The 25,429-nt window shown below is 54.6% G+C and carries 25 protein-coding genes; 6 read left to right on the top strand and 19 right to left on the bottom strand.

The window, feature by feature from the left end:
* The first annotated feature begins 3 nt into the window (after positions 1-3).
* Positions 4-2,079 (top strand): YccS/YhfK family putative transporter, encoded by a 2,076-nt coding sequence (locus ACPXSQ_RS20735; RefSeq protein WP_014604862.1) that lies wholly within the window; start codon positions 4-6, stop codon positions 2,077-2,079.
* A gap of 1 nt (position 2,080) precedes the next feature.
* On the opposite strand, the gene argD is transcribed toward ACPXSQ_RS20735, so the two are convergent.
* The 5 genes from argD to ppiA form a co-directional block, all read right to left on the bottom strand.
* Positions 2,081-3,301, bottom strand: a complete 1,221-nt coding sequence (gene argD, locus ACPXSQ_RS20730; protein ID WP_013027494.1) for a bifunctional acetylornithine/succinyldiaminopimelate transaminase — start codon at positions 3,299-3,301, stop codon at positions 2,081-2,083.
* An 88-nt stretch (positions 3,302-3,389) separates the two neighbouring features.
* The gene (locus tag ACPXSQ_RS20725) at positions 3,390-3,965 is read right to left on the bottom strand and encodes an aminodeoxychorismate synthase component II (protein ID WP_014594773.1); all 576 of its coding nucleotides are present in this window, start codon (positions 3,963-3,965) and stop codon (positions 3,390-3,392) included.
* Between the two features lie 170 nt (positions 3,966-4,135).
* A complete protein-coding gene (locus tag ACPXSQ_RS20720; protein WP_014604861.1) occupies positions 4,136-4,735 on the bottom strand; it encodes a putative adenosine monophosphate-protein transferase Fic in 600 nt (199 codons plus the stop codon).
* Positions 4,725-4,895 carry a YhfG family protein gene (locus ACPXSQ_RS20715; protein ID WP_013027497.1) on the bottom strand — a complete coding sequence of 57 codons (171 nt, stop codon included), beginning with the start codon at positions 4,893-4,895 and terminating at the stop codon, positions 4,725-4,727. Before ACPXSQ_RS20715 ends, ACPXSQ_RS20720 begins: the two co-directional genes overlap by 11 nt.
* 78 nt (positions 4,896-4,973) lie before the next feature.
* Positions 4,974-5,546: a peptidylprolyl isomerase A gene (gene ppiA, locus ACPXSQ_RS20710; RefSeq protein WP_014604860.1), complete on the bottom strand. Its 573-nt coding sequence runs from the start codon at positions 5,544-5,546 to the stop codon at positions 4,974-4,976.
* 260 nt (positions 5,547-5,806) lie between these two features.
* Between ppiA and tsgA the strand changes: the two genes are divergently transcribed.
* Positions 5,807-6,985: an MFS transporter TsgA gene (gene tsgA / locus ACPXSQ_RS20705; protein ID WP_013027499.1), complete on the top strand. Its 1,179-nt coding sequence runs from the start codon at positions 5,807-5,809 to the stop codon at positions 6,983-6,985.
* Between the two features lie 36 nt (positions 6,986-7,021).
* On the opposite strand, the gene ACPXSQ_RS20700 is transcribed toward tsgA, so the two are convergent.
* The 13 genes from ACPXSQ_RS20700 to pilM all read right to left on the bottom strand — a co-directional run bounded on the left by ACPXSQ_RS20700 (position 7,022) and on the right by pilM (position 18,468).
* The gene (locus tag ACPXSQ_RS20700; RefSeq protein WP_014594776.1) at positions 7,022-8,305 is read right to left on the bottom strand and encodes a cytosine deaminase; all 1,284 of its coding nucleotides are present in this window, start codon (positions 8,303-8,305) and stop codon (positions 7,022-7,024) included.
* Between the two features lie 275 nt (positions 8,306-8,580).
* Positions 8,581-9,585 carry a tryptophan--tRNA ligase gene (gene trpS / locus ACPXSQ_RS20695; protein ID WP_013027501.1) on the bottom strand — a complete coding sequence of 335 codons (1,005 nt, stop codon included), beginning with the start codon at positions 9,583-9,585 and terminating at the stop codon, positions 8,581-8,583.
* A 17-nt stretch (positions 9,586-9,602) separates the two neighbouring features.
* Positions 9,603-10,280, bottom strand: a complete 678-nt coding sequence (locus tag ACPXSQ_RS20690; protein WP_019106456.1) for a phosphoglycolate phosphatase — start codon at positions 10,278-10,280, stop codon at positions 9,603-9,605.
* Complete coding sequence (rpe, locus tag ACPXSQ_RS20685) at positions 10,264-10,947, bottom strand: ribulose-phosphate 3-epimerase (protein WP_014594778.1); 684 nt, start codon at positions 10,945-10,947, stop codon at positions 10,264-10,266. The genes ACPXSQ_RS20690 and rpe overlap by 17 nt, the downstream gene beginning before the upstream one ends.
* A gap of 66 nt (positions 10,948-11,013) precedes the next feature.
* Positions 11,014-11,826, bottom strand: coding sequence for an adenine-specific DNA-methyltransferase (gene dam / locus ACPXSQ_RS20680; RefSeq protein ID WP_013027504.1), 813 nt, complete (start codon positions 11,824-11,826; stop codon positions 11,014-11,016).
* Between the two features lie 96 nt (positions 11,827-11,922).
* Entirely contained in the window at positions 11,923-12,975 is a 1,053-nt protein-coding gene (locus tag ACPXSQ_RS20675) for an SPOR domain-containing protein (protein ID WP_019106457.1), read from the bottom strand.
* Between the two features lie 71 nt (positions 12,976-13,046).
* Entirely contained in the window at positions 13,047-14,135 is a 1,089-nt protein-coding gene (aroB, locus tag ACPXSQ_RS20670; protein ID WP_019106458.1) for a 3-dehydroquinate synthase, read from the bottom strand.
* A 38-nt stretch (positions 14,136-14,173) separates the two neighbouring features.
* Complete coding sequence (gene aroK, locus ACPXSQ_RS20665) at positions 14,174-14,695, bottom strand: shikimate kinase AroK (RefSeq protein WP_013027507.1); 522 nt, start codon at positions 14,693-14,695, stop codon at positions 14,174-14,176.
* Positions 14,696-15,058: 363 nt separating this feature from the next.
* A complete protein-coding gene (gene hofQ / locus ACPXSQ_RS20660; protein ID WP_019106459.1) occupies positions 15,059-16,330 on the bottom strand; it encodes a DNA uptake porin HofQ in 1,272 nt (423 codons plus the stop codon).
* Positions 16,263-16,655, bottom strand: a complete 393-nt coding sequence (locus ACPXSQ_RS20655) for a HofP DNA utilization family protein (protein ID WP_019106460.1) — start codon at positions 16,653-16,655, stop codon at positions 16,263-16,265. Before ACPXSQ_RS20655 ends, hofQ begins: the two co-directional genes overlap by 68 nt.
* Positions 16,642-17,130, bottom strand: a complete 489-nt coding sequence (locus ACPXSQ_RS20650) for a hypothetical protein (RefSeq protein ID WP_019106461.1) — start codon at positions 17,128-17,130, stop codon at positions 16,642-16,644. Before ACPXSQ_RS20650 ends, ACPXSQ_RS20655 begins: the two co-directional genes overlap by 14 nt.
* Positions 17,123-17,665 carry a PilN domain-containing protein gene (locus tag ACPXSQ_RS20645; protein WP_014594783.1) on the bottom strand — a complete coding sequence of 181 codons (543 nt, stop codon included), beginning with the start codon at positions 17,663-17,665 and terminating at the stop codon, positions 17,123-17,125. Before ACPXSQ_RS20645 ends, ACPXSQ_RS20650 begins: the two co-directional genes overlap by 8 nt.
* Positions 17,665-18,468: a type IV pilus biogenesis protein PilM gene (gene pilM / locus ACPXSQ_RS20640; RefSeq protein WP_026021070.1), complete on the bottom strand. Its 804-nt coding sequence runs from the start codon at positions 18,466-18,468 to the stop codon at positions 17,665-17,667. The genes ACPXSQ_RS20645 and pilM overlap by 1 nt, the downstream gene beginning before the upstream one ends.
* Before the next feature lie 116 nt (positions 18,469-18,584).
* Between pilM and mrcA the strand changes: the two genes are divergently transcribed.
* Positions 18,585-21,137 (top strand): peptidoglycan glycosyltransferase/peptidoglycan DD-transpeptidase MrcA, encoded by a 2,553-nt coding sequence (mrcA, locus tag ACPXSQ_RS20635; protein WP_014604852.1) that lies wholly within the window; start codon positions 18,585-18,587, stop codon positions 21,135-21,137.
* A 55-nt stretch (positions 21,138-21,192) separates the two neighbouring features.
* Here mrcA and nudE read toward each other — a convergent pair whose 3' ends face one another.
* Positions 21,193-21,759 carry an ADP compounds hydrolase NudE gene (gene nudE / locus ACPXSQ_RS20630; RefSeq protein WP_013027514.1) on the bottom strand — a complete coding sequence of 189 codons (567 nt, stop codon included), beginning with the start codon at positions 21,757-21,759 and terminating at the stop codon, positions 21,193-21,195.
* 382 nt (positions 21,760-22,141) lie between these two features.
* Here nudE and ACPXSQ_RS20625 point away from each other — a divergent pair, with 382 nt between their 5' ends.
* The 3 genes from ACPXSQ_RS20625 to hslR are packed head-to-tail and all read left to right on the top strand — an operon-like array spanning position 22,142 to position 25,397.
* Positions 22,142-24,277 carry an intracellular growth attenuator family protein gene (locus ACPXSQ_RS20625; RefSeq protein ID WP_013027515.1) on the top strand — a complete coding sequence of 712 codons (2,136 nt, stop codon included), beginning with the start codon at positions 22,142-22,144 and terminating at the stop codon, positions 24,275-24,277.
* Positions 24,278-24,333: 56 nt separating this feature from the next.
* Positions 24,334-24,999 carry a GMP/IMP nucleotidase gene (gene yrfG / locus ACPXSQ_RS20620; RefSeq protein ID WP_370607164.1) on the top strand — a complete coding sequence of 222 codons (666 nt, stop codon included), beginning with the start codon at positions 24,334-24,336 and terminating at the stop codon, positions 24,997-24,999.
* Complete coding sequence (gene hslR, locus ACPXSQ_RS20615; protein ID WP_426144275.1) at positions 24,996-25,397, top strand: ribosome-associated heat shock protein Hsp15; 402 nt, start codon at positions 24,996-24,998, stop codon at positions 25,395-25,397. The genes yrfG and hslR overlap by 4 nt, the downstream gene beginning before the upstream one ends.
* The last annotated feature ends 32 nt before the right edge of the window (positions 25,398-25,429 follow it).

The following is a 25,429-nucleotide window of genomic DNA, read 5'->3' as shown; positions in this document are numbered from 1 at the left end:
CCGATGTGGCGAAGAATAATCTATCACCCCGAAGTTAACTATGCGCTGCGCCAGACGCTGGTGTTGTGCCTTCCCGTAGCGCTCGGCTGGCTGTTCGGCGATCTGCAAAAAGGATTGCTGTTCTCATTGGTTCCCGCCTGCTGCAACATTGCCGGTCTGGACACGCCCCACAAACGCTTCTTTAAACGCCTGATCATCGGCGGCAGCCTGTTTGCCCTTGGCAGTTTACTGATGCAGTGGCTGCTGCTTAAAGACGTGCCGCTGCCGCTCATCCTGTTTGCCCTGCCTTTGCTGCTTGGCGTCACCGGAGAGATCAGTCCGCTGCACGCCCGACTGCTGCCCGGCACGTTAATCGCGGCAATTTTTACCCTCAGCCTGATTGGCCGTATGCCCATTTACGTTCCGCCCCTGCTCTATATCGGTGGAACGCTCTGGTATGGCCTGTTCAACTGGTTTTGGTTCTGGCTGTGGAAAGAGCAGCCGATGCGCGAAAGCCTGAGCCTGATCTACCGTGAGCTGGCAAATTACTGTGACGCCAAGTACAGCTTATTGACGCAGCTGACCGATCCGGAAAAAGCCCTGCCGCCCCTGCTGGCGCGTCAGCAAAAAGCGATCGATCTGATCAACACCTGCTATCAGCAAATGCATATGCTGTCTGCGAGTCGCGATCACAGCCACAAACGCCTGACCCGGGCGTTTCAGGTAGCACTGGATCTGCAGGAGCATATCTCCGTCAGCCTGCATCAGCCGGAAGAGGTCCAGAAACTGGTTGAGCAAAGCCATGCTGAAGCCGTCATCCGCTGGAACGCCAGAACGATTTCAGCCCGGCTGCGCGCGCTGGCCGACGATATTCTGTATCACCAACTCTCTGGTCGTTTCGATATGGACAAGCAGTTAGGTGCGCTGGAGAAAATCGCCCTTCAGCATCCGGACAATCCAGTGGGTAACTTCTGTCTCTATCATTTCAGCCGTATCGCCCGGGTGCTTCGAACCCAAAAGCCGCTTTATCAACGCGACCTGATGGCCGATCGCCAGCGTCGTTTACCGCTGCTGCCCGCGTTGCGGAGCTATCTGTCGCTGCGGTCTTCCGCACTGCGAACGGCCGGGCGTTTTTCCGTCATGCTGATGCTGGGCAGCGCCCTGGCCGTGTTCTTTTCGATTCCTAAGCCCTACTGGATTTTGATGACCATCATGTTTGTCAGCCAGAGCAACTACAGCGCAACCCGCGTACGTATTCAGCACCGGGCCCTGGGAACCTTTGCCGGACTGGCTATCGCGGCGGCGTCGCTACGCCTGGATGTGCCTGAACCGCTGGTGCTGAGCATCATGCTGGTGATTACCTTTATCAGCTACCGTTTTACCCGCCAGTTTTACGGCTGGTCAATAGTGGGATTTACGGTTACGGCCGTTTATACGCTGCAACTGCTCTCCCTTAACGGGGCACAGTTTTTACTGCCCCGCCTGCTGGATACGCTGATGGGCTGCCTGATCGCCTTTGGGGGCATGTTATGGCTGTGGCCGCAGTGGCAAAGTGCCCTGCTGCGCCAGAATGCCCATGATGCGCTGGAGGCCTGTCAGGATGCCCTGCGAATGTTGCTGGGCCCGGAGCAGTCACCCGATGCGCTGGCTTACCAGCGGGTTAAGGTCAACCAGGCGCATAACGCCGTATTCAACTCCCTGAATCAGGCCATGCAGGAGCCGGGATTTAATTCACGCTACCTGCAGGATATGCGCTTATGGGTCACGCACTGCCAGTTTATCGTGGAGCACATTAACGCCATGACCATTCTGGCACGTGAACATACCATGCTGCCGCCCACGCTGGCTGAGCACTACCTGCAATGGTGCGAGATCGCCCTGCAACGGTGTCAGCAAAGGCTGGAATATGATGGGGAAAGTTCGCAGACGGATCTGCTACAGGGCGTGGAAGATATAAATGAGGGGCCGGTCACGGTACTGGAGCAGCACGTCAGGCGCATCCTGGAGCATCTGAAAGTCATGCACACGATCTCTTCTCTGGCCTGGAACCAGCGGCCTCATCATGGCCGCTGGCTGTTGCGCAGTCTGCGCCGCAAATAACTCAGGCAGACAGCACTTTCTCTACCGCACGGGCAAAGCGAGCCATGCCCTCTTCGATATCGGCAGGCTCGATAATCAGCGACGGTGCGAAGCGCATCACATCTGTTCCGGCCACCAGCACCATGACGCCTTCCGCAGCTGACGCATTCAGAATATCGCGCGCCTTGCCCGCATGCTGCGGCTTCAGGGCTGCACCAATCAGCAGGCCTTTACCACGGATATCACTGAACAGGTCGTGACGCGCATCAATAGCCTTGAGCGCCTCAACAAACTGCTGGCGGCGGATTTCTACCCCATTCAGTACAGCTGGCGTATTGATAATATCTAACGCGGTTTCTGCGATCGCGCATGCCAGCGGATTGCCGCCATAAGTCGTGCCATGCACGCCAGGCGCCATGGTTGAGGCTACCTCATTGGTGGTCAGCATGGCGCTTACCGGAAAACCGCCACCCAGCGCCTTCGCCGAGGTCAGAATATCGGGCGTCACGCCGTAGTGCTCATAGGCAAACAACTTACCGCTGCGCCCCATGCCGCTTTGCACCTCATCCAGTACCAGCAGCGCCTGGTGTTTGTCGCACAGTTCACGTAACCCCTGCATAAACGCTGGTGTTGCAGGCATCACACCGCCTTCACCCTGAATCGGCTCCACCACAATGGCGCAAGTGTGATCGTCAATCACCGCCTTAACCGCGTCCAGATCGTTGAACGGCACATGAACGATATCGGCGGGTTTCGGGCCAAAACCGTCGGAGTACTTGGGCTGACCGCCCACCGTTACGGTGAACAGCGTCCGGCCGTGAAAGGCGTTGTGAAAGGCAATGATTTTGCTTTTGAACGGGCTGTGACGTTTACAGGCATAGTAGCGAGCCAACTTAAACGCGGCCTCATTGGCCTCTGCCCCCGAATTAGCAAAAAAGACCCGTTCCGCAAACGTGGCGTTGATCAGTTTACTGGCCAGACGCAGCGCAGGTTCATTGGTAAACACATTGCTGGTATGCCATAAGGTTTCGCCCTGTTTCTTCAGGGTCTCAACCAGCGCCGGGTGGCAATGGCCCAGAGCGGTCACGGCAATGCCGCCAGAGAAGTCGATATATTCTTTACCCTGTTGATCCCAGACGCGGCTTCCTTTGCCTTTTACCGGTACAAACTGAGCAGGTGCATAAACAGGCAAAATGACCTGATCGAACGTCTCACGCGTTACTGCCATATTTTCCGCTGTCATTGACAACCTCATTAACTGATTCGTTGAGTCACGATGAAATAATAATCATGAAATATGCATAAAAAATCACTTAAAGGCAAACACAACTTTACTGGTGCAGGAAATTAGCCAACAGCTGGTGTCCCTGTTCACTGAGGATGCTCTCTGGATGAAACTGCACGCCTTCCAGTGCGAGCGTTTTATGGCGAATCCCCATAATCTCATCCGGCTGGCCGTTACGCAGGCTCCATGCGGTCACCTCGAACTCATCAGGTAAGGTTTCCGTTTTGACAATAAGTGAATGGTAGCGCGTAACGGTCAACGGCTGATTCAGACCGCGGAAGACGCCGCAACCATTGTGCTGCACCGCCGAGGTTTTACCATGCATTACCTCGCGAGCGCGGACGATCTGCGCCCCAAAAACCTGGGCTATCGCCTGATGGCCCAGGCAAACGCCCAGTACAGGAAGACGGCCAGCGTAATGGCGGATGGCCTGCAATGAAATACCGCTCTGATCGGGCGTGCAGGGGCCGGGAGAAATCACCAAATGAGTCAGCGGCAGCGTGCGCATCTCATCAAGGGTAATAGCATCATTTCTTACTACCCGAACCTGAGCACCCAGTTGGCAAAAATACTGGTAGAGGTTCCAGGTAAACGAGTCGTAGTTATCAATAAGCAGCAACATGATTGTGATTTCAGGCAGACCGGAGGGATGCGCGGAGCGTTCAGCATCCAGAGTGATGACCAGAGCGCTATCCTATCATGCTGTTCAGGATGAGTGTGATGTGGGGATGCAGGATAACCGGTTTCGTGCAGGGCGACGCACCTGGGGCGCCGCCCTGTGGCGTAAGCGGATCAGGGGGCTTTGGCTTCACTGACGATACGGGCAAAGAGCTTTTCCAGCGGCTGCAACGCGCCGGCGGCACTGGCCTGATTTGCCGCAACCCAGTCTTCGGCGCTCAGGTTGTCCCATTCCAGCACGTAGCCGGCATGCAGCGCCAGCTGTTCAAAGAAAATACGCTGCGCCCTGCCGTTACCTTCGCGGAAGGGATGCAGCATATTGACTTCGCAATAGTACCAGGCAATCCGTTTTACAAACTCAGCCTGAGGCAGACAGGCCAAGGCTTTCTCCTCTTCCAGCGCCGCCATCAGTGCATTTCCCTCTTTTTCGATGTACTCGAAATGACAAAAAGGGGTTTCGTCGCGCCAGATGTCCAGCGTACGCAGTTCGCCGGCCCAGCTATAGACGTCCTGAAACAGGGTACGGTGAATATGGCAGAGGTAGGGCAATCCGATCTTGCACGGGCCCAGTTCAAGCGTGGCAAGGCGCGCGGCACTAAAGCTTAACTCGGCTTTACGCAGCTGCGCGGCATCGTGAATATCAAGACGGTTTTTCAGTACGGTATCGTTTTGCCACAGGTAGGGATCCTGAGTGACGGCAGTGTTAGCAGCCATATTGCCTCCTCAGTGAGGCCAGACGCGCTTCTGCATCTTCACCCTTGATTTCCGGTTCCGTCAGGGTAAAGCCTTCGAGCCGACAGCTTGCCCGATAGCTGGCATTTCGCCGCTGTTGCCAGAGCGCTGCTTTTTGTTTATCTGTGAGTTTGTTTGCCATACCGCCTCCTGCTCAGGTTTGCTCTAAGTATAAGAGCAAATTTTCCCTTTGCCGGAGACGAGATGGCATTGGATCAAATTACGGTAAGACTTTCGCTGACAAAATAACCACAGGTTTGGTTGGCACATTCTGATACGGGCCCACGTCTTTTGTCGGCACCTGAGAAATTTTATCCACCACGTCCTGGCCTTTGACAATCTTACCAAATACGGCGTAACCAAAATCACGTTGACCGTGATCCAGGAAAGCGTTGTCAGCAACGTTCAGGAAGAACTGGCTGGTGGCGCTGTCTTTATCGGCGGTACGGGCCATTGAGATGGTGCCACGCAGGTTGCGCAAGCCGTTGTCTGCTTCGTTTTTAATCGGCGCGTTGGTCTGTTTTTGCTGCATTTCACTGGTAAAGCCACCGCCCTGGATCATAAAGCCAGGAATGACGCGGTGAAAAATCGTGTTGTTATAGAAACCGCTGTTGACGTAATCCACGAAGTTTTTAACTGAAACCGGTGCTTTTTGATTATTCAGTTCGAGTTCGATATTGCCAGCAGAGGTGGTAAGCAGAACATGCGTATCACCTTTAGCCGCTAAAGCTGAGGCGGAAACAGAAGAGAGCGCTAACAGGGCAACTGCCGCTGTCAAAGTACGTTTAAACATGAGTAATTCCTTACTTTGGAGAGCCAGCTCAAAAACGATATTGATTGTAAAGAGCATGTAATACAAGAGCCAGCGTTTTACCTATATTTACGCTAAAGGCACCCACCAGAGCCTGAATAAGGTTGCTTGCGCTTCGTGACTAAAATCACAGTATTGATGAAATGAATGACATCAATTTTCACTCTTAGTTTATTAAGATCACGGTTACGTTTACAATTTCTGACGCTTCAGGCTCTCCCGCTTCCTAACAGGTTCAGAACATGACAAATCGTAATCGTATCGGCCTTACATGGATTAGCTTTCTCTCGTATGCGCTTACCGGCGCACTGGTGATTGTCACCGGCATGGTAATGGGCGATATCGCGAAAGATTTCCAGATTCCTATCGACAGTATGGGCAACACCTTCACCTTCCTGAACAGTGGCATTCTGGCTGCGGTTTTCCTTAATGCCTGGCTGATGGTGATTGTGCCGCTCAAACGGCAGCTGATATTCGGCTTTGTGCTGATGGTGTTAGCCGTCATCGGCTTAATGACCAGCCGCGATCTGTCGGTATTTTCTCTGTGCATGTTCGTGCTTGGCGTGGTCAGCGGCATTACCATGTCGATTGGCACCTTCCTGATAACCCACATGTACGAAGGCCGTCAGCGCGGTTCACGTCTGCTGTTTACGGATTCGTTCTTCAGTATGGCAGGCACCATTTTCCCCATCCTTGCCGGTATCCTGCTGGCGCGTCATCTGCCGTGGTACTGGGTTTACGTCTGTATTGGCGTGATTTATGTTGGCATTTTTATCATGACGCTGTTTGTTGAATTCCCGGTGCTGCGCAAGCCGGAGAACAGCCCGACCGTTGAGAAAGAGAAATGGGGGGCTGGCGTCCTGTTTCTGGCCATTGCGGCGCTATGCTACATCCTGGGCCAGTTAGGCTTTATTTCCTGGGTGCCAGAGTACGCGACCAAAGTCATGGGCATGAACATTGACGACGCCGGTCAGCTGGTGGGCAGTTTCTGGACCGCCTACATGGTCGGTATGTGGGTGTTCAGCTTCCTGCTGCGCTTCTTTGATCTGCAACGTATTTTGATGGTGCTGGCAGGCCTGGCAACGGTGTTGATGTACTGGTTCGTAAGCAGCCATGACGCCAGCATGCTGAGATGGATTATCTTAACGCTGGGCTTTAGCTCAAGCGCGATTTATACCACCATTATCACCCTGGGCTCGCTGCAAACCAAAGTGGCCTCACCCAAGCTGGTTAACTTTATTCTGACCTGCGGCACGGTCGGCACCATGCTGACCTTTGTTGTGACGTCACCGATTGTGAAAAACAGCGGCGTTCACAGCGCGCTGTTAACCGCAAACGGCCTGTACGCGGTGGTGTTTATTATGTGTGTGCTGTTAGGTCTGGTGACCAAACACCGCTCCCACGGTCATAACACCCATTAATCTCTCTGGGCGGCGCCACCATGCCGCCCTCGCCTTTCAGCGTTTAAACGTCACGTCTTCCCACTGTTCTAAACAGATTGCGCTTTTCGCAGGCTGAGTCTCGGCTATCACCTTTCCGCGACGCAGCGAATAGCGCACCGGTACCTGTCTTCTCACCGCGTCAAAGCCGTTTTCCGCTGGCAGGATAATCAAGCTGGCGTCATGCCCGCGTTGAATGCCGTATTCTGCAAGATTCATCGTTTTGGCACTGTGATGGGTGATGAGATCGAGCCCGGCATTAATTTGTTCATAGCCCATTAGCTGACACACGTGTAGCCCCATATGCAGCACCTGGAGCATATTGGCCGTGCCCAGCGGATACCAGGGATCAAACACATCATCGTGACCAAAGCAGACGTTAATCTCCGCCTCCAGAAGCTCTTTAACACGGGTAATGCCGCGCCGCTTAGGGTAACTGTCGAAACGGCCCTGAAGATGAATATTGACCAGCGGATTCGCTACAAAGTTAATCCCGGAGAGCTTCAGGAGTCGAAACAGACGCGATGTGTAGGCACCGTTATAGGAGTGCATCGCCGTAGTGTGGCTTGCGGTCACGCGTGCCCCCATGCCATCGCGGTGGGCCAACGCGGCCACGGTTTCAACAAAGCGCGACTGCTCATCGTCAATTTCGTCGCAGTGCACATCCACCAGCCGGTCATAACGGTTAGCCAGCGCGAACGTTTTATGCAACGACTCGACGCCGTATTCCCGGGTGAATTCAAAATGAGGAATCGCCCCGACGACATCTGCGCCGAGCCGCAGCGCCTCTTCAAGAAGCGCTTCACCATTGGGATAAGACAGGATGCCTTCCTGCGGAAACGCCACGATCTGAATATCAATCCAGGGTGCCATCTCCGCTTTAAGTTCCAACATCGCTTTGAGAGCCGTTAAGGTGGGATCGGATACGTCCACATGGGTACGGACATACTGTATGCCGTTCGCTATTTGCCACTTCAGCGTCTGCATTGCCCGCCGTTTGACGTCCTCATGACTCAGCAACGCTTTGCGCTCTGCCCAGCGCTCAATGCCCTCAAACAAGGTCCCGGACTGGTTCCAGGCTGGCTCTCCCGCGGTTTGCGTGGTATCCAGGTGAATATGAGGTTCAATAAAAGGCGCAAGGGCCAGGCCACCTTCCGCATCCAGCGAGGCGCCGTCCGCAGATATCTGCTGAGGCTGTGCCGTCATTCGGACGATTTTCCCTTCAGCAATTTCTATCTGCCACAGTCCGTCACGTGTGGGCAGACGCAGATTGTTTATCCATCGAAGTGGTGCGGTTGTCATTGCGGGCTCCTGATTCGTTAAGCGCTGCTGATTAAAGCTAACACGATAGCGTTGCCCTGCTCCAGATGACTTTGTAAGTCAGTGACCTCACTTAAGGTAATGGGCTGAATCGTGCAGCACTCCCTTGAGAGGTATAGCGTACTGCGATTGATGTACATCAATAAGCACCAGACAGGTGATTCGCCGCTGTCGGATTGTCCTGCACGAAATATTACGCTGGTGGTAAAAACAAAACGGCGAGCCTGCGCTCGCCGTTTACATGCCCGACTCGCCGATTAGGGCTGAGCGACAAAACCTACAGCGTCATAAACCTTTTTCAGGGTTTCCTGCGCCTGAGCACGGGCTTTCTGCGCACCGTCACGCATCACCTGCTCCAGCAGCGCTTCATCGTTACGGAAGCGATGATAGCGTTCCTGCAGATCAGTCAGCATACCGGACACCGCATCAGCTACTGCGCCTTTCAGATGCCCGTACATTTTGCCTTCAAACTCCTGCTCCAGCGCCGTTACGGGCTTGCCGGTCACGCCTGACAGAATGTCCAGCAGGTTTGAAACGCCCGCCTTCTCTTTAATGTCATAGCGAATGACCGGCGGCTCTTCCGAGTCGGTCATCGCGCGCTTGATTTTTTTGACCACGGATTTTGGATCTTCCAGCAGGCCGATAACGTTATTGCGGTTATCGTCCGACTTAGACATCTTTTTCGTCGGTTCCAGCAGGGACATCACGCGTGCGCCAGATTTAGGAATGAACGGCTCGGGCACTTTAAAGATATCGCCATACAACGCGTTAAACCGGCTCGCAATGTCGCGACTCAGTTCAAGGTGCTGTTTCTGGTCTTCACCCACTGGCACCTGCGTCGTCTGATAAAGCAAAATGTCTGCAGCCATTAGCACCGGATAGCTGAACAATCCCGCGTTGATGTTTTCTTCATAGCGCGAGGATTTGTCTTTAAACTGCGTCATACGGTTCAGCTCACCAAAATAGGTGTAGCAGTTCAGGATCCAGCTGAGCTGCGTGTGCTCGGGCACATGGGACTGAACGAAGATAGTGCTTTTCTCGGGATCGATACCACAGGCCAGATACAGCGCCAGCGTATCTAAGGTGGCTTTACGCAGTGCTGCCGGGTCCTGGCGAACAGTGATCGCGTGCAGGTCGACGATACAGTAAATGCAGTGGAAATCATCCTGCATCTGCACCCACTGACGCAGCGCACCCATATAGTTGCCAATGGTCAGTTCGCCGGACGGCTGTGCGCCGCTGAAAACGATGGGTTTGCTCATGCTTATGTCCTGATAAATTACCGCCCGATAGCGGGCAAAAGTTCGTCAAAAGAGTCAAGGGTGAGATCGGGTTGGCTGGTCGCAATAGGCTCGCCGTAGTTATAGCCAAAGGTCATACCAATATTGGGAACACCAGCCGACTGCGCAGCCAAAATATCGTTGCGCGAATCCCCGACAAACAGCAACTGCGCGGGCAGCAGGCCAAATTTACCCAGCACCAAAAAAATGGCCGCAGGATGCGGTTTTTTCGCTACGACGTCATCACCGCCAATAATCAGCGAAAACGCGTCATCAATCCCCAAAGACTTCAGCAGCGGGGCGACAAACGGCGTAGGCTTATTGGTCACAATCGCCATCGGTATCCCCTGCGCCTGCAGGGTTGCCAGCGTTTCCTTAACCTGAGGAAACAGCGTGCTGCCGGCTTCCACGGTACTGGCATAGTGCTTGTCAAAGAGCACTCGCGCATCACGCTGCTCATCCTGCTGTGGCTCACGCCCCAGCGCCCAGGTCAGCGCGCGGGCCATCATGATATCCGCACCGTTACCAATCCAGGTGGACACGCGCGCCACGCCAGCAGCCGGTAAACGCAGATCCGCAAGCGTCAGATCGATTGCGTCAGCCAGGCCCGGCGCGCTGTCGACCAGCGTACCATCCAGATCGAACGCCAGTGCGCGTATATCAGTGAAATGAGCCATTGGCTTTCTCCAGCTCGTTTCGCATGTCATCGATTACTTTTTTATAGTCCGGATGGCCAAAGATGGCTGAACCGGCCACAAACATATCCGCGCCTGCTGCGGCGATCTGGCCAATATTATCAATCTTCACGCCGCCGTCCACTTCCAGACGAATGCTGTAGCCGCTCTGATCGATGCGCTTACGCGCTTCACGTAGCTTATCCAGGGTGCCGGGAATAAATGACTGCCCGCCGAAGCCAGGGTTCACCGACATCAGCAGAATGATATCCAGCTTATCCATCACGTAATCAAGGTAGCTGAGCGGCGTGGCGGGATTGAAGACCAGGCCGGCTTTGCAACCGTGCTCTTTGATCAACTGCAGCGTACGGTCAACATGCTCGCTGGCTTCCGGGTGGAAAGTAATGTAGGTGGCACCAGCTTTGGCAAACTCGGGAATTAACGCATCCACGGGCTTCACCATTAAATGCACATCGATTGGGGCCGTAATACCGTAATCGCGCAACGCTTTCAGTACCATCGGTCCCATGGTCAGATTGGGAACATAGTGGTTGTCCATAACGTCGAAGTGAACCACGTCGCCTCCGGCCGCCAGTGCTTTCGCAGTGTCTTCACCCAGGCGAGCAAAGTCTGCCGAAAGGATGGAAGGGGCCAGCAAATATTGTTTCATCCGATTCTCCACTGTTGTGCGCCAGCATCGCTGCTGGCGAAATACCCTGGCCGCGGACGAAACAGACTAGCGATAGAGTGCCAGCAGTTCGTCGACCTTGGTGCGGCCGGTTATGCTTCGGCTAATAGAACGCCGGACTTTAACCACATGTAACACGGCATCCTGATACCAGCAACGCGTCAGCTCAGTATCATGATTAGAAATCAGTACCGGAATCTGGCTCTCAGACGCCAGCTTAGCCGCCAGCTGTGCCAGATGCTGCTGTTCATGCAGACTGAAACTATTGGTGTGGTAAGCCGTAAAGTTAGCCGTCGCGGACAGTGGCGCGTACGGCGGATCACAATATACCACAGAGCCTTTCCGGGCATTGTTCAGGGTAACATCGTATGATTCACAGACAAACGTCGCTTTCTGCGCACGTTCGGCAAACCACAGTAACTCTGCTTCCGGAAAGTATGGTTTGCGGTAGCGACCAAAAGGGACGTTGAACTCGCCGCGTAAATTGTAGCGACACAGGCCGTTGTAACAATGGCGATTAAGATAGAGAAATAGCAGCGCACGCTGATAAGCATCCTGGCTGAGATTGAATTCAGTGCGGAGCTGGTAATAGCAGGCTTCGTTATTCCCTTCAGGCGTAAAGAGTAAACGCGCATCGCGGATAAAATCTGCCGTACGCGTTTTCACGATGTTATAGAGATTGATGAGATCGTTGTTGATATCGGCCAGATGATAGCGATCAAAATCGGTGTTGAGAAACACTGAGCCAGCGCCAACAAAGGGTTCGATCAGGCAATCACCTTGCGGCAGGTAACGGTGGATCTCTTCGACTAAGGGAAACTTTCCCCCCGCCCATTTCAAAAAAGCGCGATTTTTTTTCATGCTGTCGTGGTAATTACATCTTATTGTGAGGCTGTGGTTAAACCGACAGCAGATCTGCGCTTAAAACGGGACCGGCAACGGCCGGTCCCACATCATTTATTGGCTGGCTTCTTTCCTGACCTGACTGACCGGTTTTACCCATGGGTTCTGTGCGCGGACGGCGGCAGGCAAGGTTGCTACAGCGCGTTTTGCGTCCGCGGGCGTTGCATACGCACCACTCACCAGCACGTACCAGGGTTGGCCATTGCGCGTCGTCTTATACACATGGTACGCGCTCAGATTCTGTTTCCTGGCCCATGCATTCAGGCTTTCTGCTTTGGAGGCACCGCTCAGCTGCAGAGTGTAATTGCCGCCAGGCAGCGATTTACTCGCCGCTGCGCCGCTGCCAGCGGCTTTAGCTGGCGCAGTATTCGCGGCAGTGTGCGCTGGCGTGGTGTGCATTTTATGCTCGCTGGCTGCGGGCTTAGTCGCGGTTTTGACCGGTTGCTCACGCATGTGACGTGGGGCGACCGCGGTCTGACCTGAAGGCGCCCGGCCTGTTGTTGCTGGCGCTGAACCGGCTTTGCCGCTAACCGTGGCGGGCGCCGTAGGCAGTGAGCTGCTGTTTTCTGCTCCCTGCACCGCGCCATCAACCTGCTGCTGTTGATTGGTCAGGGCGCTGTTGAGATCGCCGGGTAACGTTACGCGCTGCTGATTTGCTGGGGTTTCAACGGGCGCTGCCTGCGTCGGCGTTGAAGCCACCGGCGGCATAGAAATATCGCGTGGCGCATTTGTCGCTCCGGCAGAAGAATCCGTACCCGGTGCATTCTGCGCTGTCGAAGAGGACGGCTGAGTCCCTGCGGCATTTTGTCCACCGCTCATGGCGGTAGATCCACTCAGATCAATATTTTTTTCGCTGCCCGTTCCCGCGGCTCCGCTGGCAGGCGCGTTCTTATTATCGCTGGCCGAAGAGGACTTACTGTCGTCAGAACCGTTGAGCGCAGAACCGATTCCCAGCACTAACAGCAGTAACACCAGAATCCCGACGCCCATCATGACATGCTGGCGCGATACCGGTGCTTTCGTCGCAGAAGACGATTTACGTGGGCGCGAGGGACGACGGTCGCTGGCGTCAGGTTTTAACTCATCATCCGGTTTGAACTCATCCATTTTGCCTCCTCCGTAAAGCGGCATCCCGCACTGCGCACCTGCGCGCCGCGTCACCACTTACCTGCTTAATATCAAGATTTCTGGCAATCATTAATTGCAGCCATCACCATATCATGAGCCACGCCACCGCGCACTTCAGCGCGACCAATGGACAGCGGCAGTATCAGACGCAATTCACCGGCCAGCACTTTTTTGTCACGCATCATATGCGGCAAATAGTCCTCTGCCCGCATCTCTACCGGCCCGTTCACCGGTAAACCGGCCCGCTGCAGTAAAGCAATGATGCGATCGGTGTCCTGTGCGCTGAACTGGCCCAGACGTTGCGCCGTGCGCGCCGCCATGACCATCCCGGCAGCAATCGCCTCACCATGTAACCAGTTGCCGTAGCCCATATGGGCCTCAATGGCATGACCAAAAGTATGACCCAGATTCAGTAATGCGCGCTGACCGTGCTCGTGCTCATCTGCGGCAACGACCTCCGCCTTCAACTCGCAGCAGCGGCGAATACACCAGGCCAGTGCAGATTCATCCAGTGCCAGAAGCCCATCAAGATTCTGCTCAAGCCACTGAAAGAATTCACCGTCCAGGATAATGCCATACTTGATGACTTCAGCCAGACCGGAAGCCAGTTCACGTGGCGGCAGTGAACGAAGACACACCGTATCGATCACCACCGAGGCGGGCTGATAAAACGCGCCGATCATGTTTTTGCCAAGAGGATGGTTAACGGCCGTTTTGCCGCCAACCGATGAGTCAACCTGCGACAGCAGCGTTGTCGGTACCTGAATAAAGCGCACGCCGCGCTGATAGCTTGCCGCAGCAAACCCCGTAAGATCGCCAATGACACCACCGCCAAGCGCCACCAGCGTAGTATCACGGCCGTGGGGTTTTTGCAGTAGTGCGGTAAAGACCTGATCCATCACGGTCAGCGTTTTATACTGCTCACCGTCGGGCAAAATCACCTGATCCGTTTTCACCCCCGCCGCCTTCAGCAGAGCCGATACCTTATCCAGGTAGAGCGGTGCCAGCGTCTGGTTGGTCACCAGCATGGCATTGTCACCCGCTTTTAACGGCCAAAAAGAAGCCGGATCGTTAAACAGTCCGGCGGCGATAGTGATGGGGTAACTACGTTCCCCCAGTGAAACGGTGATCTTCTCCATGATGCTCGATACCTGTCAAAGAGCCTTCAAACGTTGGATCAACTTTTTTCCAACATGTGGATAATCTGATTCGCCACCACTTTTGCACTTTGATCGTCAGTGCGGATAGTGACGTCGGCGATCTCTTCATAAAGCGGGTTACGTTCACCTGCCAGCGCTTCAAGCACTTCACGCGGCGGTGATTCTACCTGCAGTAAGGGGCGTTTTTTATCACGCTGTGTACGTGCCAGTTGTTTCTCAATAGTGGTTTCAAGATACACCACGACGCCGCGAGCGGAGAGACGATTACGTGTTTCCCGGGATTTTACGGAGCCACCGCCGGTCGCCAGGACGATGCCCTGCTTCTCGGTCAGTTCATTGATGATTTTTTCTTCACGATCGCGGAAGCCAGCTTCGCCTTCAACGTCAAAAACCCAGCCCACATCCGCTCCGGTGCGTCGCTCAATTTCCTGATCGGAATCGAAGAACTCCATATTGAGTTGCTGAGCCAACTGACGGCCAATAGTGCTTTTGCCGGCACCCATCGGCCCAACCAGAAAGATATTGCGTTTCTCTGCCATTTTGTCGGTATTACTAAGAATTCGTTAATGATACCCCGCTTTCAGCATTTTGCTGGCGGGACAGGAACTGAGACCTCATGAGCGTTAGCAAGAGTCAGACGAAAAATTATCTCAACACTCAAGGCTGTTTGGCAACCGATTATATTGCTTACAGCACATCCATTTCTGAATTGGCCCGTCGTTCGCGAAACTGTAATGCGTCAGTACAGCGTTGTGACATTACGGCGAGCAGAGGAATTCTTTCATCTGCTTGCCTGGTTTTTCCAACACAGACGCTTACAACGTGTTAAAAATCGCTAAACCTTGTAAGCTAATTCCAGCCCTGCGTCAACGCAGTTGGACTTTATGGGCACATTTTCCGTTTTATCGTGCCGAAAGCGCTGCTTCCCTGACCAATCGCGGCGTCATGAAAATGACCAGCTCACGTTTTCTCTGCTCTTCTGCATGCTGCCGAAACAGGCTGCCCACAACAGGAAGATTACCGAGCAGCGGAACCTGGCGCTGCCCGCGAGTGCGCTGCTGATGAAAAATTCCCCCCAGCGCCAGCGTTTGCCCGTCACTGACCGTGACCTGAGTTTCAATTTCCTGCTTATCAATGGACAAAACCTGTGAATCGCCGGTCTGAACCGCCCGACCCGGCACGTTCTGACTGATGCGTATTTTGAGCTGAATGCGGCCATTGCCTAAAACGGCAGGCGTGACCTCCATGCCCAGCACCGCCTCTTTGAACTCAATGCTGGTCGCTCCGCTGTTGCCGGCAGAGACTTCATAAGGGATTTCAGTGCCTTGCTTAATGGATGCCGTTTGTTGATGGGAGGTAAACAAGCGCGGGCTGGCGATAATTTCCACCTGATTTTCCTGCTCCAGAGCGCTGAGTTCTAAATCCAGAAGTTTGCCGCCAATCCGCGACAGCGTGACGCCCACAGATACGTCGTGGGAATTCAGCCCCAATGGAATATCAAGTAAAGGATGACGTAATGCACGATTTATGACGTCGCCTTCGTTATACAGCCGCCAGTTGACGCCCAGTTCATGCAAGTGCTCTTCGCTGATGGTGACGATATGCGCCGCCAGTTCCACCTGCTCCAGCGGGACATCCAGCGCACCTATCCAGCGCGCAGTCTCCTCAAGCGCCGCCGGGCTGTCGCGCAGCAGTAGGCTGTTGGTCCGGCTGTCAACCGTTGCACTGCCGCGCGCGGTCATCAGCGATGGCCGTTCACTCTGCAGACTGCGATGGACGTCGCTGGCACTGGCATAGTGCAGGGAGATCCTGCGTTGTTGCAGCGGCTGTTGCTGTAACGCTTCGGCCTGTTGTGCCTTTTCGGCCTCATGCCGTTGCTGCTGCCAGCTCTCAGGATAAACCAGCAGAACGTTCTCCTCTTCCAGTAAGGTCAGGCGAGCCATACGGCCGACCAGCGACAGCGCCTGTTGCCAGGGTACATTCTCCAGCCGCAATGACAGTCTTCCCTCAACCTCAGGCGAAATCATCAGGTTAATGTGCTGATAATCAGCCAGCGCCTGCAAAACACGTTCAACAGGTGCATCATCAAATGCCAGGCTTAAGCCGTCATCGTGGCTGGCGTGAGCGGGCGTCAGGCAGAGCACCAGCCACGTCAGAATCGCTGTCCTTATCATGCAGGCTTCCTTTGAGACGAAAGGTGTAACGTTGAGATGAACAACTGCCCGGTACTGACAGCTCAAGGGTACGCGACGTGAACTGCACGGTTTGCCACGGCCCCATCGGGAAAGGGCGATCGCTGAGAACCTTCACGCCGTGACCCTGCGGCGTCACCAGCCAGCCCTGAAACCTCGGCGCACGACCCACAATGCCCTGTAAGCGCCATTCGCTGAGCGGCTCAACGTCTGCCAGACAAGCCGTACCGGGAAGAGGACGAAAAGGATCGCGCGCATGAACGGCGCCGCAGCAGAGCAATACCAGGATGACGCTAACGGGCTTCATCGGATTGCAGCCAGAGTTGCGCGACCAGATGCGCCGGATGTGCGGTGAGTTGAAAACGCCCCGGAAATGCCGTCGCTGATTGCGACAACGCTGAAAACAGCGGTTGAAACTGCACCCATTGCAGGTGGAACGTCAGCACCCGCGGCTCTTCATCAGTAAGCCACTGCATTAACTGCGTCCCCCGCTCCGCGATGATGGCCTCCAGCATGCGTGGCGCTGCAGGTTGTCTTGCCGTTTCCAGCACCAACTGAGCCTGTAATGTCGCAATGTCAGGATGCTGAGCCAGCTGAAACTGCCGCTGTTGCACCCGCTGCTGCTGCTGCGCCAACTGAAGCCGGGCTTCGTGCGTTACCCGCCGCTGCGGCTGCAACAGCATCCACCAGGCAACAAAGAACAGCCCAAAGGCTGCCGCCAGCAGGCTGAGATAGCGAAGCGGCCAGGTTAACTGTAACCAGTGCTGCATAGCGTTACTCACTCACTTCCTCCTTGAGTGTAATGCGCAGCGTGAAGTGGTAATCCCCTTCTGGCTGGCGCTGCACATTGCCCTGCCGAATATGTGCAAAAAAAGCCACGCCCGTTAAGCGCTGACGAAAATGGCGGATAGCCTGCATTTGCAGTGCCCTGCCCTCCAGCAGCAACTGCGCATCGTGCTTTTCCAGCCGCGTTAACCACAGCCCATCGGGCAGCATGACCGGCAGGTCCTGCCAAAGCTGCTGCCAGACGCTGAATTGCCTGGACTGCTGACGAAGCCAGATGCGCTGTTGCTGCAACCCGTCCAGCTGTTGCAGCAGATGTTTTTGCTGCTCTGCTCGCGCAACAAGGCGCTCAAGAACAGGACTGAGTTGAGCATGCTGCCGCCGGACATGAATGAGAGCCTGATGTTCCTGCCAGTACAACAGGAGCACCGCCAGCGTTAAAAGCAGTAATGTCAGGCCCAGCGCGATAATGCTCTGGCACCGTTGACGCTGCCAGCGCCACGCCCGCCAGGGTAAAAGATTAACCGCCACCATCAGCGATCCTCCTTTCGCAGCGCCAGCCCGGTTGCCAGCGCGAACGCACCGGGATTGTCAGGTAAAGGCGGCTGATAGCGAAGTGGCTGGAAGGGTGAAAAAGGACGCGTACCCTCAGGAAACGAGAGGTTGTCGGCATCGCAATAAAACAGGTGGCTTGCCTGCGGAAAGGCCTGCTCACGCAGAGCCGATAACCCGTCCACTTCAGCCAAAGATGCTGCACTGATGCCGTCACTCCACAGGTAACGTGCATCCTGTCGTAAAACCACTACACTTCCCGCTGCTAATTGCGCCTGCTCAGTCACCATTTTTAGCGCATGCGTAGCCAGTTCAAACACGCGGGGCTTGAGTCCTGCCTGCGTCAGCGGGGCCAGCCACTGTTGCACCACATCAAGCCGGGCTGCCGTAATACACAGCTGGTTATGGGTGGGATCGAGGCGGTAATCCAGCGCCAGTTCGCGCACGTCAACGGGAAAAAGGCGTTGGGCCGCCGCCTGGATGAAACGGCTTAATGCGGGTTCTTTTAACGGCAGTTCGGGAAGGGAAAGCGGCTGCTGCAATACCAGCTGGGCAGGCAGGCCCACACGCAGTGAGTAGCGTAGAGGCAAGCGCTTGCGCCAGCGGGTTAACACGGTCAGCAATTCAGGGGAAGATTGCAGCACGCCGTTTCTTAACGTATCTTGCGCCAGCCGCTGCTGCCACCAGTGGCATAACTGCCAGCCCTGGCGGCGACGCAGGATGGCAATGGCGCAGCACTGCCTGTTCTGGATATCCAGCCCAATTTGCCAGGTGTGCAAAGTCATGCGCGCGATCTCCTTATCGTCCAGAAAAATGGACATATCAAAGCGTCTGGCTTGCCTTTATACTACTGCGCGGTTGCTTATAAACTGCCCAAACGACAACAGATGGGAAATCTCAGGTGAAGTTCGTAAAGTATTTATTGATCCTTGCAGTGTGTTGCATCTTGCTGGGAGCTGGCTCGATTTATGGTTTGTACAAATACATTGAGCCACAGCTGCCCGACGTTAACACGCTGAAAGATGTGCGTTTGCAAACCCCTATGCAGGTTTACAGCGCTGAGGGCGATCTTATCGCTCAGTACGGTGAAATGCGCCGTATACCGCTTAGCCTGCAGCAGGTTCCGCCTGAAATGGTGAAAGCGTTCATTGCCACGGAAGACAGCCGCTTCTATGAGCATCACGGTGTGGATCCCATCGGGATTTTTCGTGCTGCCAGCGTTGCGCTGGTGTCAGGTCATGCCTCTCAGGGTGCCAGTACGATTACCCAGCAGCTGGCGCGTAACTTTTTCCTGAGTCCGGAACGCTCCCTGATGCGTAAGATAAAGGAAGCCTTCCTGGCGATTCGCATCGAGCAGTTGCTGAATAAAGACGAAATTCTTGAGCTGTATCTGAATAAAATCTATCTCGGCTATCGGGCTTACGGCGTGGGCGCAGCCTCACAGGTTTATTTTGGTAAGCCTGTCAATGAGCTGTCATTAAGTGAAATGGCGACCATCGCAGGCCTGCCTAAAGCGCCTTCGACGTTTAACCCGCTTTATTCGCACAGCCGTGCGGTAGCACGCCGCAACGTCGTCCTTGCCCGCATGCTGGATCAGCACTACATCACCCAGCAACAGTACGATGAAGCACGTAATACGCCTTTAGTGTCCACTTATCATGGGCCTAAAATCGTCTTCGCTGCGCCTTATCTGAGTGAGATGGTGCGTCAGGAGATGGTAAAACGTTATGGCAACAACGCCTATACCGATGGCTACAAGGTTTATACCACCGTCACACGTCGTCTGCAGCAGTCCGCGCAGGAGGCCGTTCGGAATAACGTGATGGCCTACGATATGCGCCACGGCTACCGCGGCCCTACCAGCGTGCTGTGGAAAGTTGGCGAGCCCGCGTGGGGACAGGCGCAAATTGTTAAGGCGTTAAAAGACCTGCCGTTATACGGCCCGCTTCACCCGGCCGTGGTCACACATGTCCAGAGCGATGAAGCCACCGTTATGATGAAAGATGGCAGCAACGTCTCGCTGACCATGGCAGGCGTGCGCTGGGCGCGTGCCTTTAAGTCGGACACGGCGCAGGGGCCAACCCCTAAGAGCATTACTCAGGTTCTGCAGCCGGGCCAGCAGGTTTGGGTGCGCCAGGTCGGTGAGACATGGTGGCTGGGCCAGGTGCCGGATGTTAACTCGGCACTGGTTTCGCTGGATCCTGCCAACGGTGCCGTGCGTGCACTGGTGGGCGGTTTTGACTTTAACCAAAGCATGTTTAACCGCGCCACCCAGGCCCTGCGCCAGGTCGGTTCGAACATCAAACCGTTCCTCTACACGGCCGCGATGGATCGGGGATTAACCCTGGCATCCATTCTTAATGACGTTCCTATTTCCCGTTGGGATGCGGGTGCCGGGGCTGACTGGCGTCCGAAGAACTCTCCGCCGACCTACGATGGTCCGATTCGACTGCGTCAGGGCCTTGGCCAGTCGAAAAACGTGGTGATGGTGCGTGCGATGCGTGCAATGGGCGTGGACTATGCTGCAGAGTACCTACAGCGCTTTGGCTTCCCGGCTCAGAATATTGTGCATACCGAATCGCTGGCCCTTGGCGCAGCCTCGTTTACGCCTCTGCAGGTCGTGCGCGGCTACTCGGTTATGGCGAATGGCGGTTTCCTGATTGATCCTTACTTCATCAGCAAGATTGAAAATGAGCAGGGACAAACCGTTTTCGAAGAAAAACCGAGAATTGCCTGTCCACAGTGCAACCTGCCCGTGATTTACGGTGAAACCAAAAAAGCGTTGGCGCTGAACGCCGAAAGCGTTGAGAACGTTGCGCCTTCCGCTCAGCAGCAAAACCAGACGGTGCCGCAGCCTGAGCTGGAGCAGGTACCTGCACAGCCACAGTCAGGTGGCGAACAGCTTTATGCGCCACATGTGATTAATACACCGCTGTCATTCCTGATTAAGAGCGCGCTGAACAGTAACATTTTTGGCGAACCGGGCTGGATGGGAACAGGCTGGCGTGCCGGCCGCGACCTGAAACGTAATGACATCGGTGGTAAAACGGGGACAACCAACAGTTCCAAAGATGCCTGGTTCTCAGGGTACGGGCCTGGCGTGGTGACCTCGGTGTGGATTGGTTTTGACGATGCGCGCCGCGATCTGGGTCGCAGTACGCTTTCCGGCGCCATTCCCGATCAAATTTCGGGTTACGAGGGCGGCGCGAAGAGTGCACAGCCTGCCTGGGATGACTTCATGAAGGTTGCCCTGGAGGGCGTTCCTGTGCAGCCGCTGACGCCACCAGAGGGGATTGTGACGGTTACTATCGATCGCAGCACCGGCAAACTGGCCAACGGCGGGGGCAATACGCGCCAGGAATACTTTATCAATGGTACTCAGCCAACCGAGTATTCGGTACATGATGCAGGGACAACCATCATGGATAATGGCGAGAGCCACGAACTGTTTTAATCTTCAGGGGCGGCGCAAGTCGCCCCTGCTCACCGAAAGCCGCTTTTACGGCCCATCAATAACTGATACGTCCCTGCTTCACCAGCCACTCACGCACCATAAACAATGCGCTGACGTTGCGTGCCTCGCGAAAATCAGGCTCCTGCAACAAAGCCAGCAGATTGCTCAACGGCCAGTGATGGACGACCAGCGGTTCAGGCTCATCGCCTTCCAGCTTCTCCTGATAAAGCCCTTCCGCCACCACAATATTCATCTTGCTGGAAAAGTAGGACGGCGCCAGGGTCAGTTTGCCCAGGGTGGTCAGTTGACCCGCACCAAATCCCGCTTCTTCTTTAAGTTCCCGATCGGCAGCCTGATTTACGGTTTCACCCGGATCAATTAAGCCTTTTGGAAAGCCCAGTTCGTAGCTCTCCAGGCCCACCGCGTACTCTTCAATCAGCACCAGGTGATCGTCAATAATCGGCACGATCATCACCGCTTCACGTTCCGAGGGCTTCATGCGCTCGTAGATACGCCGTGCGCCATTACTAAAGGCCAGATCTACCGCTTCAACAGTAAACAATCGTGACTTCGCCACGGTTTCTACATTGAGGATGTCCGGTTTTTTTAACGACTTTCTCATATCAGCCTCAAACTTGCTGCGCCAGCACTCAGGAACGAATTAGCATACCTAACCCTCCGCCATTGTGCGACTCTCAAGGCGCACGCGAAGCGTATGTTGTTTTTCTACGATAACATTGGTTTCTCAGGTACAAAAAATTTGTGTTAGTCAATATCTCACGTCAAAATTCAGACAATGCCGATACAATAACCTGTGCACTGTGGTTACTATTCTGGCAATGTGTGATGTAATAACGCCTAATTAAATGATTTACATTACTATTTCGTTTATTGTTAAACTTGTCAGCGTTGTTTAACCTCCCATAAGTCGTCTTAACTATCCGGCGCATCTGGGGATAATAAGTTTAAAGTGAAGGCAGTATTTTGGCTGAATTGAGCAAAGCATGAGCACAATAATTATTATATTGGCCGTAGTGCTAACCTGTTCAATTCTGGCAGGTATTGGATTTTGGTACGCTATGCGGCGCAGGCCGCCGTTGGCGAAACCGCTGCCATTTATTAGTCCGCCCTGCCGTAAACTCTCTGAGCGGGAGCGCAAGGCGGTTGAACAATACCTTGCCGCACTGGAAAAACAGCCCCGTATCCTCAGCCCGGGTGAAACCCGTCGTCGTCATGAAAAACTGGTGCTCACGGCACAAAGCAACAACGTTTACCCTGTTACACGGGCGATAACCCGTTATGGCCTTTCCACGGACGATCCGCATAAGTGGCGCTACTACCTCGATGAAGTCGAAGTGCATTTGCCGCCGCTGTGGGAACAGTATATTACGGACGAAAACTACGTTGAGTTAATCCGCACCCAGTCGATCCCCTTGATCATCTCTTTGAACGGGCATTCTCTGGTGGATTACGCTATCGATCAGCAGTCGCTACCCAATCTGATACGTCCGTCCTCCACCAACGCCTCGATCCGTAAAGCCGAAAGTGAAAACGTCGAGCTGGTACGAGTACGCAAAGAAACGCTGGAAGAATACCGACTGTCTCGTCCCGATGGCACGCGCGAAGCCGTAATTATCTCATTTGCCCTGCTGCTGTTTTTTATTGGTTTGCTGCTGCCCGCGAGCCTGATGATCTGGCTGTCCGTCCTTGCTGGCATGATGATTGTCGCCAGCCTGTGGCTGATGTATCGCGTACCGGGTGAAAATGGCCTGCGCGAAATTCACTGCCTGCGCGGGGCCCCCAAGCGCTGGGGCCTGTTTGGGGAGTCAAATCAGGAGCAGAGCAACATTACGCTGGGGATCATCGATCTGGCTTATCCTGCACACTGGCAGCCTTACGTCGCGCACGATCTTGGTCAGGTAACGGATGTCGATATTTATCTGAATCGTCAGGTAGTACGCCAGGGGCGCTTCCTTTCCCTTCAGGACGAGGTAAGGAATTTTCCGCTACAGCGCTGGCGGAAAAATGTTGTTCTTGCCGTTGGCTCGCTGATTGTTCTGGCCTTGTTGATCACCTGGATCCCCCTCAGTATGCCCATTAAACTCAGTCTGGCATGGGCTAAAGGGACGGAGAGCCTGGATGTGAATAGCGTAAACCAGCTGAGTCGTGAAGATCTTAAAGTAGGCGACAGCCTTAAGGTCACCGGAACCGGTATGTGTGCGGTACCGGACAACTACCAAAGCAACCGCACCTATACTTATATGCCGTTCGATTGCTCGCAAATTTACTGGAATAACGCCACACCGCTGCCGCTGCCCCACTCAGATATTATTGAGAAAGCCTCGGCGTTGCTGGACACCACCACCAGGCAGCTCCATCCTGAAACGAACACCGACCCCAAACTGAACCCACAGTTAGCGTCGGCGATTCAGAAATCAGGCATGATTCTGCTGGATGACTTTTCGGACCTCGTGTTAAAAACGCAGGCGCTTTGCAATCAGGCACAGGACTGTATGCGACTCAAAAATGCGCTGGTCAATCTGGGGAATGCCAAAGACTGGGACACCTTAGTCAGCCGTGCCGATTCTGGCCAGCTAAACGGGATGAATGTCCTGTTGCGTCCGGTCAGTGCGGAGGCGCTGGAAAACCTGGTGCACACGGCAACCTCTACCTTCTTCTTCCGCGAAACGCGCCGCGCCGCAGAGAACCTGAACAGCCCACCGCCAGGCGGGTTTGTTATCGCCAGTGATGAAGGGCATCAGCTCGTCAATCAGCCTCAGCCCGCCGTTCCTCTGTTTGATCTGGATGCGGGTTCGCAGTGGCAAGAGCTACAGCGTCTGTCCTCCTTGTTGCTGCACACACCGTTTAGCGCTACAGGCATCATTACCGGCATTTATACCGATGCCAACGGCACGCGTCATATCGCCCTGCACAATGAGCCTGACGCCATGGCAAAATGGCGCTATCTGGGCGCCGCACTGTTGCTTATCGTGTTGCTGACCTGCGCCATTACCAACGGTCTGCTGGCACTGCGGCGCATCCATCTTAACCGCCAGCGAATGCTTGCTATACAGCAGTATTACGATAAGTGCTTTAATCCCTCGCTTAACACTATACAGGGCGTGCGCTCCATATTCTGAGCCACCTGCAACTGTGCTACCCTGTTGCGCTGACAAGCAACGGGTGAATTGCCATGATGTTCAACGGGTCCGACATTGACACCGTGCTGCTCGATATGGACGGCACGCTGCTTGATTTGGCGTTTGACCGCTTTTTCTGGCTGGAGCATGTCCCCGACATCCTGAGCACCCAACGCGGCATCCCTGCTGCTCAGGCCCGGCTGATTATTGAAGAAAAATATCAGGCCGTAGCGCATACGCTAAACTGGTATTGTCTGGATTACTGGTCACAGGCGTTGCAGTTGGACATTCATGCCATGACCTGGGAACAACGTCACCGGGTCAGTATCCGCGCGGATACGCTGCCTTTTCTACAGGCACTGCGTCGCGCGGGTAAGCGCACCATCCTGCTGACCAATGCGCATCCCTGGAATCTGGATGTGAAACTCAAACAGACAGCTTTAGCACCACACCTTGATTTATTGCTTTCCACCCATACCTTTGGCTATCCGAAAGAAGATCAGCGTTTGTGGCAGGCGGTTGAGCAGCACACTGGCTTTGATGCATCGCGGACATTGTTCATCGATGACAGCGAAATCATCCTCGATGCCGCCAAATCATGGGGAATCGGCTGGTGCCTGGGCGTCAGTAATCCTGACTCTGGCCGTCCTGAACAACACTTTCAGCGTCACTGTGCGATCAGCGACTACCGCACACTGATTCCGTTCTGGGAGCTGCAATGAAAGAGAAACCCGACGAAGGCGTTCGTCTTGATAAATGGCTTTGGGCGGCACGGTTCTACAAAACCCGCTCGATTGCGCGCGAAATGATTGAAGGTGGCAAGGTTCATTACAATGGTCAGCGGAGTAAACCCAGTAAACTGGTCGAACGGGATGCTGAGTTAGCCCTGCGTCAGGGCAATGAGGAGCGAACGGTCGTCATTGCCGAAATCAGCGAGCAGCGGCGCCCCGCCAGTGAAGCACAGCTGCTTTACCGCGAAACCGAAGCCAGTATTGAAAAACGTGAAAAAGTGGCTCTGGCACGCAAGATGAATGCGCTGACCATGCCCCATCCCGATCGCAGGCCCGATAAGAAAGAACGCCGCGATTTGATGAAGTTTAAGTTATCGGGCGATGAGTAAACCGGCTACTGAGCCGGTTATCGTCCGCCAAA

The sequence above is a fragment of the Pantoea sp. EEL5 genome (assembly GCF_049892805.1).
GTDB lineage: Bacteria > Pseudomonadota > Gammaproteobacteria > Enterobacterales > Enterobacteriaceae > Pantoea > Pantoea ananatis.
The sequence above is the reverse complement of the archived record's forward strand: the minus strand, read 5'-3'. Positions and strand labels throughout refer to the sequence as shown.

Coding starts and splice junctions, on each gene's coding strand:
- aroB (WP_019106458.1), bottom strand. CDS start 14,135: ATGGAGAAGATCACCGTTTCACTGGGGGAACGTAGTTACCCCATCACT.
- pilM (WP_026021070.1), bottom strand. CDS start 18,468: ATGACTTTGCACACCTGGCAAATTGGGCTGGATATCCAGAACAGGCAG.
- ACPXSQ_RS20700 (WP_014594776.1), bottom strand. CDS start 8,305: ATGACAACCGCACCACTTCGATGGATAAACAATCTGCGTCTGCCCACA.
- ACPXSQ_RS20725 (WP_014594773.1), bottom strand. CDS start 3,965: ATGTTGCTGCTTATTGATAACTACGACTCGTTTACCTGGAACCTCTAC.
- ACPXSQ_RS20720 (WP_014604861.1), bottom strand. CDS start 4,735: ATGGCTGCTAACACTGCCGTCACTCAGGATCCCTACCTGTGGCAAAAC.
- tsgA (WP_013027499.1), top strand. CDS start 5,807: ATGACAAATCGTAATCGTATCGGCCTTACATGGATTAGCTTTCTCTCG.
- nudE (WP_013027514.1), bottom strand. CDS start 21,759: ATGAGAAAGTCGTTAAAAAAACCGGACATCCTCAATGTAGAAACCGTG.
- ACPXSQ_RS20735 (WP_014604862.1), top strand. CDS start 4: ATGTGGCGAAGAATAATCTATCACCCCGAAGTTAACTATGCGCTGCGC.
- hofQ (WP_019106459.1), bottom strand. CDS start 16,330: ATGATAAGGACAGCGATTCTGACGTGGCTGGTGCTCTGCCTGACGCCC.
- ACPXSQ_RS20655 (WP_019106460.1), bottom strand. CDS start 16,655: ATGAAGCCCGTTAGCGTCATCCTGGTATTGCTCTGCTGCGGCGCCGTT.
- ACPXSQ_RS20715 (WP_013027497.1), bottom strand. CDS start 4,895: ATGGCAAACAAACTCACAGATAAACAAAAAGCAGCGCTCTGGCAACAG.
- aroK (WP_013027507.1), bottom strand. CDS start 14,695: ATGGCAGAGAAACGCAATATCTTTCTGGTTGGGCCGATGGGTGCCGGC.
- ACPXSQ_RS20675 (WP_019106457.1), bottom strand. CDS start 12,975: ATGGATGAGTTCAAACCGGATGATGAGTTAAAACCTGACGCCAGCGAC.
- rpe (WP_014594778.1), bottom strand. CDS start 10,947: ATGAAACAATATTTGCTGGCCCCTTCCATCCTTTCGGCAGACTTTGCT.
- yrfG (WP_370607164.1), top strand. CDS start 24,334: ATGTTCAACGGGTCCGACATTGACACCGTGCTGCTCGATATGGACGGC.
- ACPXSQ_RS20690 (WP_019106456.1), bottom strand. CDS start 10,280: ATGGCTCATTTCACTGATATACGCGCACTGGCGTTCGATCTGGATGGT.
- argD (WP_013027494.1), bottom strand. CDS start 3,301: ATGACAGCGGAAAATATGGCAGTAACGCGTGAGACGTTCGATCAGGTC.
- dam (WP_013027504.1), bottom strand. CDS start 11,826: ATGAAAAAAAATCGCGCTTTTTTGAAATGGGCGGGGGGAAAGTTTCCC.
- ppiA (WP_014604860.1), bottom strand. CDS start 5,546: ATGTTTAAACGTACTTTGACAGCGGCAGTTGCCCTGTTAGCGCTCTCT.
- hslR (WP_426144275.1), top strand. CDS start 24,996: ATGAAAGAGAAACCCGACGAAGGCGTTCGTCTTGATAAATGGCTTTGG.
- ACPXSQ_RS20645 (WP_014594783.1), bottom strand. CDS start 17,665: ATGGTGGCGGTTAATCTTTTACCCTGGCGGGCGTGGCGCTGGCAGCGT.
- ACPXSQ_RS20625 (WP_013027515.1), top strand. CDS start 22,142: ATGAGCACAATAATTATTATATTGGCCGTAGTGCTAACCTGTTCAATT.
- trpS (WP_013027501.1), bottom strand. CDS start 9,585: ATGAGCAAACCCATCGTTTTCAGCGGCGCACAGCCGTCCGGCGAACTG.